General features: G+C 44.0%; 12 protein-coding genes. 5 read left to right on the top strand and 7 right to left on the bottom strand.

Going from position 1 to position 10759, the window contains the following annotated elements; all coding sequences use genetic code 11:
* The coding region (locus tag Q0668_RS01250; RefSeq protein ID WP_298859137.1) for a hypothetical protein at positions 1–1152 on the top strand (1152 nt) is incomplete at its 5' end.
* Between the two features lie 7 nt (positions 1153–1159).
* On the opposite strand, the gene yidD is transcribed toward Q0668_RS01250, so the two are convergent.
* The 4 genes from yidD to Q0668_RS01230 form a co-directional block, all read right to left on the bottom strand.
* Positions 1160–1411 (bottom strand): membrane protein insertion efficiency factor YidD, encoded by a 252-nt coding sequence (yidD, locus tag Q0668_RS01245; RefSeq protein ID WP_298859135.1) that lies wholly within the window; start codon positions 1409–1411, stop codon positions 1160–1162.
* A complete protein-coding gene (gene rnpA, locus Q0668_RS01240) occupies positions 1408–1773 on the bottom strand; it encodes a ribonuclease P protein component (protein ID WP_298859140.1) in 366 nt (121 codons plus the stop codon). Before rnpA ends, yidD begins: the two co-directional genes overlap by 4 nt.
* Positions 1774–1814: 41 nt before the next feature.
* Positions 1815–2159: a hypothetical protein gene (locus Q0668_RS01235; RefSeq protein ID WP_298859133.1), complete on the bottom strand. Its 345-nt coding sequence runs from the start codon at positions 2157–2159 to the stop codon at positions 1815–1817.
* Positions 2160–2248: 89 nt separating this feature from the next.
* A complete protein-coding gene (locus tag Q0668_RS01230) occupies positions 2249–3166 on the bottom strand; it encodes a J domain-containing protein (protein ID WP_298859131.1) in 918 nt (305 codons plus the stop codon).
* Between the two features lie 379 nt (positions 3167–3545).
* Here Q0668_RS01230 and Q0668_RS01225 point away from each other — a divergent pair, with 379 nt between their 5' ends.
* A complete protein-coding gene (locus Q0668_RS01225; RefSeq protein ID WP_298859129.1) occupies positions 3546–4877 on the top strand; it encodes an ABC transporter permease in 1332 nt (443 codons plus the stop codon).
* Positions 4878–4925: 48 nt separating this feature from the next.
* Positions 4926–5588 (top strand): ABC transporter ATP-binding protein, encoded by a 663-nt coding sequence (locus Q0668_RS01220; RefSeq protein WP_298859127.1) that lies wholly within the window; start codon positions 4926–4928, stop codon positions 5586–5588.
* A gap of 175 nt (positions 5589–5763) precedes the next feature.
* Here Q0668_RS01220 and Q0668_RS01215 read toward each other — a convergent pair whose 3' ends face one another.
* Positions 5764–6261 (bottom strand): hypothetical protein, encoded by a 498-nt coding sequence (locus Q0668_RS01215; RefSeq protein ID WP_298859125.1) that lies wholly within the window; start codon positions 6259–6261, stop codon positions 5764–5766.
* A gap of 566 nt (positions 6262–6827) precedes the next feature.
* On the opposite strand from Q0668_RS01215, the gene argB reads away from it, so the two are divergent.
* Entirely contained in the window at positions 6828–7703 is an 876-nt protein-coding gene (gene argB, locus Q0668_RS01210) for an acetylglutamate kinase (protein WP_298859123.1), read from the top strand.
* Here argB and Q0668_RS01205 read toward each other — a convergent pair.
* Together Q0668_RS01205 and Q0668_RS01200 are read right to left on the bottom strand one after the other, a co-directional pair.
* A complete protein-coding gene (locus Q0668_RS01205; RefSeq protein WP_298859121.1) occupies positions 7696–8199 on the bottom strand; it encodes a DUF2231 domain-containing protein in 504 nt (167 codons plus the stop codon). The genes argB and Q0668_RS01205 overlap by 8 nt on opposite strands.
* Complete coding sequence (locus Q0668_RS01200) at positions 8196–9200, bottom strand: hypothetical protein (RefSeq protein ID WP_298859119.1); 1005 nt, start codon at positions 9198–9200, stop codon at positions 8196–8198. Before Q0668_RS01200 ends, Q0668_RS01205 begins: the two co-directional genes overlap by 4 nt.
* Before the next feature lie 156 nt (positions 9201–9356).
* Here Q0668_RS01200 and Q0668_RS01195 point away from each other — a divergent pair.
* A partial coding sequence (locus tag Q0668_RS01195; RefSeq protein ID WP_298859116.1) for a hypothetical protein occupies positions 9357–10759 on the top strand: 1403 nt, incomplete at its 3' end.

Below are 10759 nucleotides of genomic sequence, written 5' to 3'. Positions count from 1 at the left end.
TGCACGACATGGAATGAGGAACTCAAGATGTCAATGAACTGTTCAAATATTGTCTCGTTTTCTGCCAGCCTGCTTTCATTGACGGTATTATATGGCTGTCAGTCTACTCAGCAAAATGTTTATCAGCAGGCCTCTCGTTCCACGTCATATAGTCAAACGGAAAAAAGGACTCCCGCCCATCAGAACCATAATCAACTGTTTTCTGAACCGGCTCCTGCTCCCTTAAGCGATGGCTTTCCACCAGCGGCACCGCCGAGCTTAGCTCCACCGCAAACTAATAAACAGGTGAATAAAAAACGTTCATTGATCTTAAAAACTTCGCAGGAAGAGTTTTCAGATGATCAGGAATACTTTAAATCAGAATTCAGTTCCGAATTTGATGAACCAGCTCAAAAGCATCTAGGATTGGTTCCCCACTATTCATCGGTTACTTCATCGGTTTCTCAAAAAGTGAAACAGATGAATGGTAAGGTGAAAGAGTTTTGCTCTAGTATGAAAGCACATCTCAAATCACCCCGGTGGATTCGTAAAGTTTCCGGATCTCATATTGAAGAACCAATGACTGATGGCATAGGAAGTGAATTTTCCTGTAGTGAATCAATACCAAATTTGGAACACGATTCTCTTCAGGCAGCTCCTCTCTCCCCAAATCACAATCGCCCGCTTCCAGTATTTCCCGAGCCGTTGCACAAGCACCCACAATCAAAACCGCTACCGTTACCAATTCAGCCCCAGCCAAATTCTGAGAAGAGAGGGCTCCCGCGGCTACCTATGTCAAAACAAACAACGACACATCGAGAGAATTCCTGGAAAGTATCGGCTTCAGTTGAGCAAATGCCTGTTAAAAATTATTCGACTTTAGAAGACGAAATCGAGTTGTGGCCTTACTCAAAGCAAAGAATGCTCCAAGAGGCAAATGTAATGCCTTTCAGAAAGATAAAGACTGCAGCCCCGGTCTCAATTCCACGTCCATTCAAGAATCAGGTAGAATTGCAGCATCCACGTGAGTCAACAGTTCCGTCTATGTTGACACAGGAAAATACCAACACCATTCGAAAGATTAGTCTGCAACGGTTTCAGAATGGGTATCGTTCCAATACGGTCGAGACCCTGCAACAGTCACCCATCGTGATTGCACCTCGAAAGTTTTAATAAGATTTTAAGGTGGATCGTGGCCACCAGGATGAAAAGGATGGCAACTGCAGATACGTAAGATCCCTTTGACGGCTCCTTTGATGGCTCCGTATTTTTTGACTGCTTGAATAAAATAAGCACTACAGGTGGGGTGAAAACGACACTGCCCCCCGATTAAACGGCTTAAAGTCATCTGATAGATTCGAACCAGGCTAATCAGGATCAAAGCCGGAATCTGATAGAGAAAGCGGATTATCTGCATAGCAATCCGTTTCATCTGCTTTGCTGTTGCTCCAAGCGGCGGAAAAGTTTCAGAGAAAGTCGTTTCAACGAGAGTTGATACTGTTTCAGCTCCGCCTCGACTTCTGCACGAGGAACGACAATCAAGTCTAATCCCCTGGGGATTTGGTGCTGAATCAGTCGAAATGCTTCTCGAATCAGTCTTTTTTTTCGAGCCCGCTTCGGTGCATTTCCATTTTTTCGAGAAACGCTGATACCCAGACGGCTTCGATCCAGATCATTTAACACCGCAAACACTAATAAATTCTGGTCCCCGGCCCTTTGTCGTGCGGAGTAAATCTCTGCAAAATCCTGTTGACTGCGAATTCTGTATGTTCGCGGAAATCCATATTGTTTCACAGGTGACAATTGCCTTCCAGAAGAATGGTGTAGTAAGCCGTTTACGAGTTGCCCGGTCCTTCATTTAACTGCTCTGATTCATCGTGCTGATCAGGAGGCGTCTCCGAAGGGATTTGCTGTTTGGGTTGTGTTTGTTGCGGGAAGGGTCTCCTGACCATACTGCGAACTGAATGACCAAAAAGTGAGGTAAATATAAGAATTCCGAGTCCTGTTCCCGCTAATAGCCAGACAATTAAGATCATGATCCCCAGCTCGCGTGGTCGGTCATCTTTCTTTTTTTCATCTGCCTTCGGCTGTTCCTGTTCAGATCCCGGCGGTACTTCCATTCCAATAATTGCATCAGTTTCTATTGTGGTAGAACCTGTCTCTGTGGTTTGGGCTGACACTCTAATTACAGGTTGGAAAACGACACAAAAGTACAACACCAGGCAGCAGGTTATGATTTGCTTTGAAGTTTTTCGGAGTGACACTTTCATCACCATGCTTTCGACCGAGGAGTTTCAGGATCCATGTCTTTTAGTTGCTCGTATAGAATTCGTGCCTCGTCACTGATTTCTTTAGGAGCAACGATTTTGATTGCGCAGATTTGATCCCCAGGTTGTCTGGTTTTCTGATCAATGATTCCTTTTTCACGGAGACGCAGTTTGGCTCCACTGGATGTTCCTGGCGGGATCGTAACGGTAACTTCACCTTCTGACAGAGTAGGAACATCTACTTTTGCGCCTAATGCTGCTTCCGCAAGAGTGATTGGTACTTCCAAAATCAGATTGCTGCTCTCCCGTTTAAAGTAGGGATGGTTGCCTACTTTGATAGTGATCAGTAAATCACCTGCAGGGCCACCATGAATTCCAGGACTTCCCTGACCGCTTAACCTGATTACCGAACCATTGTCAACTCCTGCTGGAATCTTGATCGTCAATCGCTCGAATTTACCACCCTTTTGAAGACTAACCTCATGGTCTCCACCAATGGCAGCCAGATGAAAAGGGATTTCGATTTGCAGACGACTCGATTCGCCCTTTTGCGGTCGTGGTTGAGCGCGCTTGCCTCCACGAAATGCGCCTCCAAATAAATCACCTATATCGATTCCACCGCTGCCAAACAGGTCATCTAGATCAACTTGGCCGCCTCCACCACCCGATGGGTGATACCCGCCCCCCGGTCCCGCTTGCTGGTAAGAGTGGCCAAATTGGTCATATTGCTTGCGTTTTGTTTCGTCGCGCAATATTTCGTATGCTTCCTGTACCTCTTTAAACTTCTGGTCCGCTGTTTTATCATCAGGGGCCATGTCAGGATGGTATTTCCTGGAGAGCGTTCGGTATGCTTTTTTGATCTCATCAGCACTGGCGCTGCGGGAAATTCCTAAAATATCGTAATAGTCGCGTTTGTTCATGGATTCGAAATTCGTTATTGGCAAGAAGCGTCAGGATAAATGATGTTGATCTGGCGCCAAACAGTCTGAAAGAATGAAGTCCTTTCTGGCGATCTGTGAAAATCAAACAATCAATACATAATTCGAAAGGCATTATTGCCTGTCGCATGAATTTAAAGTCTGACTATCAACTGGGAGCATTCTACGTTTGAAATTCACTGGTTTTCAAGTAAGCCCTGTCTATAACTCTTTAATATCAACTCTTTTATTATGAGATTACGAAACAAATGGATTCTTTGATGGATGTAAGCTGTCTAAAATGCAAATAACATCTGAAGACGGAATTGACTCGACAGACTGGAAAACAGCTTAAATGTTTAAATTTGCCATCCGAAATCTTATGAGCCGTTCTTTACGGTCCTTTTTATGTTTAATGGGATTGACGATTGCCATCGCAGGTATGGTGGGATTGTTTTCGATTGCTGGAGGACTCGAAAAGACGGTTTCGCAGACATTTGGCAAAATAACCGGAATCGTGGCGATGCAGCCAGGGGCTCCGATTCCTCTGTTTTCGAGAATACCCCGCTCATGGGGAGAAGAGATCGGCCTGATTCCGGGAGTCGCGATCGTGAATGCTGAAATCTGGTCTCGCGTAAATATGATAGAAGGCAAACCAGTCATCAGTCCTCCTCGGTTTCTCTTTGGCACCGAAATTCCGACTCGTCTACAATTAAAACATGGCATTTACCGCGAAGCAATTTATGCAGGACGGTTTCTGTCACTGGAGGACCAGGGATCTTTAAATACAATTATCAGCAAACAAATTGCTGAACAGCATCAGAAACAGTTAGGAGATACCATTGATGTCAATGGTCAGGAAATGACGATTGTTGGGCTTTATGAAACAGGTTCGATATTGCTTGATGTGGCCATCATTCTGGATATTGAAATGGTGCGCACTATCACTAGATTTGATCCGAATAGTGTTAGTTGCTTCTATCTTGAACAATCGGGCAATGTCAAAAACGATGAGCTTGTAAAAAACATCAAGAATCACTTTAAAGGACGCGAATTGGCATCATGGCAACCAACATCTTTGGCGCTGGCTAGTGCATCTCAATCGAATATTCTTAAAACTCTGTTAAATTCAATCGATCAGAGTTTAAAGGGAAACTCGAATGAGAAACTTGAAAAGAGTAATGAAAGGCAACTCAAAAACAAGAATCACACAGAAGTACAGGCTGCCACAAACTCACCAAAAGAAATAGAGAAAGAATCTAGTGCGCTGGATGTTCGATCTGCCTCAGATTGGGGGGATCGATTGGAAAATTTTACAGCCGATCTAGATATCTTTCTTGGCTTGATGACGGGCATCGGAGTCTTAATCGCGATTTTAAGTATCATCAATACCATGTTGATGAGTGTGATTGAGCGAATAGTGGACTTTGGAATTCTCAAGGCTAATGGCTGGTCAAATCGGGATGTGATACTGTTAATTACAGCAGAGAGTTCTCTTTTGGGATTTGCAGGGGGGATTCTGGGAGGGCTATTGGGATTGTTAGCCATTTACATTGTAAACTGGAAGTTTGCAAATCAGGTTCATCTTTATGCCAGTCCGGGATTACTCTTGTTTGGTGTCTTGTTTAGCACCACTCTTGGGATTGTTGGCGGATTATACCCTGCCTGGTGGACAACCAGAATGACTCCTATTGATGCGATCCGCCGCGGTTAAGAACGATCAAATACTCATAATAAATAGGATTGAGAAAGTGAACTGCGAATGATTGAAGTTCGTAACGTAGAAAAAATTCATCAAACGGGTGAAACAGAAGTGCGTGCACTACAGGGAGTGAGCTGCAATTTTCCTGGTCAGGTATTTTCTTTTATTTTAGGACCATCCGGAAGTGGAAAAAGCACATTGCTATATTTGATGGGGGCACTGGATAAACCGACCTCCGGTGAAATTTTTGTTCAAAATCGTTCTTTGTCGACGCTGAATCGAACTGAACGAGATACTTATCGACGTGAAAAAGTGGGATTTGTTTTTCAGAATTTTAATCTTTTAAAAAACTTGAATGCCTTGGAGAACGTTCTTGCACCTTATTTGCCTTTAGGAGTATCTACTGAGCAAAAAAAAAGAGCAGAGGAGTTATTAAAACAGGTTGGTTTGGGCCAGCGCATTACTCATCGTCCCAGCCAGTTGTCTGGAGGAGAGCAACAGCGAGTTGCGATTGCGAGAGCTTTGTTAAAGCGTCCATTACTGATTCTGGCTGATGAACCAACGGGTGAACTGGATACTCAAACCGGCGCAGAAATCTTTCAATGTTTGAGAGATGTGAGTGATCAGTACAAGACTACCGTCGTCATCGTAACGCATGACGAACGTTATATTCGCGATACCGATTTCATTCTCAGATTACGCGATGGCAAAATCGCTGAATAGAAGGCGACAGTATAATTGTTATGCCAATTTATATTACTGTTTGCTTCTCGTCTGTGAGTAAATATCTGAATTCACACGATCTCAGCTACGAATCGTAAATCGTAGCTGAGACGGACTTCATTTTTGCTTAAATTATTAGTGGTTCGCAAATCTGTTTCAGCAGCTGTCGATCAAATCAAACTGTATTGATTTTGCCATCGTGTGATTTGCGAAAACCTGGACCTGCTTCTTCAGGCGGAATGGAGTAAACACTCAAGCGAACAAGCTCCAGATCGGCCAGATGCCCTTCGATGGTAATGTAAGCCGACGCTGAATTATTGGCGGCTTCTAGTTCTGCTTGTTCCAGATAATTAAAATGGAATCGATTGACTGATTCAAATCGCTCCAATAAATGTAAAAGGTCGAATTGAAAACTGGCAGCAATAGATTGACCGTCGCGCTCTCCACCGACAATTTCGGTACTTCCCAGAAAGAGACCAACTTCCCAGTACTCTTCCGAGAACTGGCAATTGAATCCCACCCGACCTACATCATCAGTGGGATTGAAGATTTCGGCGACTTCATCCACAAAACTGGTAAGCCATGCGGGACGGCAATTAATGTTTTTTTGCTCAGAGGAATAGTTTTCCATTTGTTTCATCAGGTGTTGAATCGGCAAGTGTGAATGGGCCAACGTTCTTTCTCCATCTCAATCTTTTTGAAGTCACGTAAATCTTAGAATTCAAAGCCAAATAATTTTGTGAATACCGTTCTGATCGGTAGAGTTAAATATCGGGGGATTTCTGGAAAGACCTCACATCATTTTTTCTGTTCTTAGTAGATGATCAGTATCTCGTGTGTGTGAGTGCAAAATTACCGAACCGGACTGTCGCACCATTCCCTCTACATGCCGGGGCCGTACAGGTCAGTCCGATTTTGTTGCCTGTTTAACAGTCAATTTAAGTTGGGTTATGACAGATTGACCAATGAAATTATTCATGAACTTCTGTTTTGAGTCGATTGGAATTGAAGTTGAGATAAATATGCGAAATCATGTAATAAAAAGAAAAACAAGACGGATTACTGCTATGAGCGCGGCAAGAGAGTCAACTAAACCAGTGGTTTGACAGTATGCAGCGCTCGCATACAATAGGACCTTCCTATACAGTTTTTATTTGTAGAATAAACTGTTCCTGGATTGACTCATTCAGGAATCATGAATTACCTCGGTCATACATCAATAAGAATGAGAGATTCACTGTGGAAGGTGCCGTTCGTAAAGCCGCTGTTTTAATTGAAGCATTAAGCTGGATTCGACAATTTCGTGGTCGTTATGTCGTAATCAAGTTGGGAGGTAGTGCACTTGAAGAGGAAGCTGCCGTCAAAAGTTTTTTGACTGATGTAATCTTTATGCGAACGGTCGGCATGCATCCGATTCTGGTCCATGGTGGAGGAAAAGCAATCAGCAAGGCGATGAATGCTGCAGGAATAGAGGCTCATTTTGTTCATGGCCGACGTTACACCGATGAAAAAACACTGGAAATCGCTTCCAATGTGCTTGCTAATCAAATCAGTGAGTCGTTGGCTGAAGAAATCAGAGGGCAGGGAGCTAAGGCAGAATCACTTCATTTTGGAACCCGTAATTGTCTTTTCGGAGAGCGACTGACGCTTGAGTCAGAAGATGGTTCGCCAATTGATTTAGGGCACGTCGGTTCTGTGACGGACATTGATCAGAAACTGTTAGCGGAAATCTGCGAATCAGATGCGATTCCCGTCATTCCTTCTGTAGCCCTTGATGAAAATGGGCAAAAACTAAATGTGAATGCAGATACTGCTGCTGCTGCATTGGCTCGGATACTTAAAGCAGAAAAACTGGTCTTCTTAAGTGATGTCCCCGGCATTTATCAGGATAAAGATGATCCTCAGACGTTGCTTTCACATCTGGAAACCGAACGTTGTCGTGCTTTGATTGCAGATGGGACGATCGATGCGGGAATGGTTCCCAAAGTGGATGCTGCTCTGGAAGCGCTGGCAAGTGGTGTGAAAAAAGTTCACATCGTTGATGCCCGACTACCTCATTCGATTTTATTGGAAATCTATTCGGATAAAGGGATTGGGACTGAGATCGTTAAATAAGGCGCTCACGATTCGTAGTTTCTTGAACGACTTGAGTTTCAACCACATTCGAGACAGTAAAACGAATTTCAGGATGTCTGATCATGCCTCCCCAGTGAGCGGCAGCAGCCCAGAAAATCGAAAGAAGAATCGTGCTTACCAAAATGACCCAGCGTTGCCAGCCTGGGACCTTTTCTCCCTGGAACCCTTGTACGAGAGCGTTACCCACGATCATTGCCAAAACGACCATTCCTAACAGGCAGGATCGCGCCAGCAGAGCATGAAATTCAACTATTTCATTCTCAACCTGATAATTCTCTTTCAGGAGCTCGTAGGCGGGAGGCCCCGAGAAGTAAGCGATTGTGGCTAGTAATAGAATTGTCAGCAAGAGCCAGCAACTGATTTTGAACAGTCGGTCATCTCGGAAATAGTGCGCGAGAATGAATAAGATCGACAATCCCCAGCAGCCAATGATGGGGATATGAACCGTTAAGAGATGAACCTGGGCCGCATTCATTGTCGACCTGTCTTGATGGCTTCGCTGGGATCAATACCTTGGTCAACCTGACTATAGTCTAACTCACTGCCACCCATGCTGTGCGGGATCAGATAACACACGGTCATTACGACAGCTGCCAGCAAAACAACAATCCGTCCCACAGGATGTTCTTTTTTTCGTGGTTTGAAACCAATTATAGAACAGGCAAAGATCCACGCTAGAAACATGAACAGCATTTTATTATCTGTCCAATCTCCCCCCAAAGGAAATCCGGTCCAGTATTCTCCAAATGCATATTTTTGAACACAGGGACCTAAAATCATGCCTCCGATGGTCATGCCGCACAAAGTAAGCCAGGCCAGTTGACGCATATTATAAGGGGCAAATAAAGCGGCCAAACCTGAGCGCATTCCGAAGAGTATTGAAAATATCATTAATGTAACATGGGGAAACAAAATCGTATCTGGAACGGGATCTTTGAATCGTATTAAAACATAATCATCTGATTGTGCAGGAAAACGTCGATTTCCATCATCAATCGTTGCTTCGATATAGTATTCCAGCTTGCCAGCTGCCGGCTGTTTGGGGAGTGCTGCTTTCAAAACGTATATAGGCTCATCTTCTTGTTGTGATGATTCCTCTAATGTCATGGGGACAGTGATAAATTCATCTGAAGTACGATAACGTCTGTAGAACAGCTTCGCTGATGGCTTTTTATCCTCATTAAATGGTACCGGCAGTTCGACGATGGCGTCCTTCGTTGATTCATGTGTACGAATGAGTTTCGCAGTGATTCCGTCTGCCACTCGGATCTTGACGGGGTAAGTCGGTCCGGTGGCTCTTTGGTAGATCATTGCCGAGGCTGCCAAGAGGAATGCCAGAAACCAGAGCGTGCTACGTTTAAACAGACTCGGTTTTTCTATACGTATAGATTCTGCAGTAACTTCTTGTGAGGTTTCATCTTCGAGCTGAGGTGATTCCTGATTTTCTTGCATCGTAGACCCTTTTTTATCAATCATCGTGAAATCAATAATCGTAGTGTCTTATAAGCAGACCACGATTGCAATTCTATCCACTGTATCGGTACGATCAAATAGTATAGAAATGTATTGAAACCTGCCTGTAAAACTCCCCTTTCAGTTTGATCTACGTATTTTCTAATTCGAAATCCTGCCATGACAATGCGAGTTGCTACTTTTAATGATAAACGCGAGAGACCATCTGGCTGTCCTGCTCATCGGTCCGATAGATTCCATCTGTTTTTTCTAATCTGCTGCCTGACTCTGGTTGTGAATTCTTTTCCCGCTTCCAGCGAAGCACATCCGATTTCAGACAGTCAGGAGAATGTCTACGTCACGCGCGATAAAGTTGTGGTTTCAATGCAGATTTACGTTGAGGATCTTTATTTCTTTCAGAAACTGGAGCCTGATAAAGAAAACATCATCTCTGCAGAGAAAATCAAAAAAGCCATCGAAAAACACAAACAATTTCTGTTAGACCGCTTGCTGGTACGAGATATTAATGGAGAGAAATTGAAGGGGAAAGTCGTATCAGTTGATGATTCCTCAATCAAACCGCAGGGGGTCGCAATGACCGATCTCATGCAATTTACTCTGATTTTTCAGATTGAATATGCACTCGCCACACCACCGGAATTTCTCACTTTCAGTCAACAACTTGTTGATTCCAATGCCGGTTTTCCTGCCCTGGTTCGGTTCAACCTGAAGCAGGAAGGGTCGGAAACTCCTTACGCGGTGTCGATGAAACCACGCGAGCCACAGACAATTCGATTTAACTGGGATCATCCCCCCTTATCTCCAGATGCATCGGAGTCTGACTGGCAGAAATGGCTGAAAGAACGTCGCGAAGAAACACTGGGAATTACCAGTTATGGAACGATATATTCATTTCTGTATATCGAAGATTTTGAAGTACGACATGAGATATTGATTCCACTGGCTACTCTGGAATCATTCTTTACGCTGGAGCGAAAAGATCCCGATTTTTTATCGGTTGCAGAGCAGTCGGCCTCAAGGGAAACGATTGAGCAGTATTTTGCAAAGGTGAATCCTGTCGAAATTGATGGGATCTCTGTGAAACCAGTCATCTCTCGACTGGACTTTTATGGCCTCGACTTTACAGATTTCGCAAGACCCGCCGAGAAAAAAAAAGTAAGCATCGCCAATGCACGCGTCGGAGTCATACTGTCTTACAGTACGAAAGGGACTCCTGATAAAGTCAAAGTGACCTGGGATATGTTTAATCGCAGTGTCTGGAGTGTAGAATCGGTGTGCTTTGCCTTTGACCAGTCTTTCAGGCCGGTCTTCTCCAAGCTCGAAAGGAAAAGTGAATTTGAATGGATTAATCCAGGGCGAAAACTCAATCTGGAAGTGAATCCCGTGGAAGTCAGTTTGCAACCTCGGACGTTGTGGTCGATTCCCATCGTTAGTGCAGTCGGATTTCTATTGTGTTTTGTTGTGAGTCTGAGTCTGTTTCGTAAGAAACCTTCACGCAGGAATACCTTGATTGTAGTCGCCTCACTATTCATCGTCAGTTTATTATGTTGGCCGTTGTCTCG

Origin of the sequence: uncultured Gimesia sp. (assembly GCF_937910335.1) — a bacterium.
Taxonomy (GTDB): Bacteria; Planctomycetota; Planctomycetia; order Planctomycetales; family Planctomycetaceae; genus Gimesia.
This window is presented reverse-complemented; position numbering and strand designations above follow the sequence as displayed.